The 364-nt window shown below is 67.6% G+C and carries 1 pseudogene; it reads right to left on the reverse strand.

The annotated features are described in order from the left end of the window. A pseudogene (locus BHC62_RS05930) lies at nt 1-364 on the reverse strand ((2Z,6E)-farnesyl diphosphate synthase); the annotation flags it as partial.

The following is a 364-nucleotide window of genomic DNA, read 5'->3' on the forward strand; positions in this document are numbered from 1 at the left end:
GGACGTGCGGATGACCAGATCAGGGTCGGGTTGCCCCGAGGTGTAGAGGTTCTCCGAAATGCCCTCAACGCTCACCGCGTCGATAAGCTCCTCGGCGGTCGCACCGTTGGCGAGTTCCTTGCTCAGCAGCGCCCGCACCGCGTCGACAATCTCGCGACGCCCGCCGTAGCCGACTGCCACGTTCACATGGAACTGCGCGGTGGCCGGCGTGGATTCCACGGCCTCGCGCAGCCGGCGCGCCGGTTCATCGCCGAGCAGCTCCAAGTCGCCGACGGTGCGCACACTCCAGCGGTTGGCCGGGGCACAGATCTCTTCGACGACGTCGGTGATGATCTCGATCAGCGCCGCCAGCTCGTCGGCGTCG

The organism is Pseudomonas sp. 06C 126 (genome assembly GCF_001855215.1).
Taxonomy (GTDB): Bacteria; Pseudomonadota; Gammaproteobacteria; order Pseudomonadales; family Pseudomonadaceae; genus Aquipseudomonas; species Aquipseudomonas proteolytica.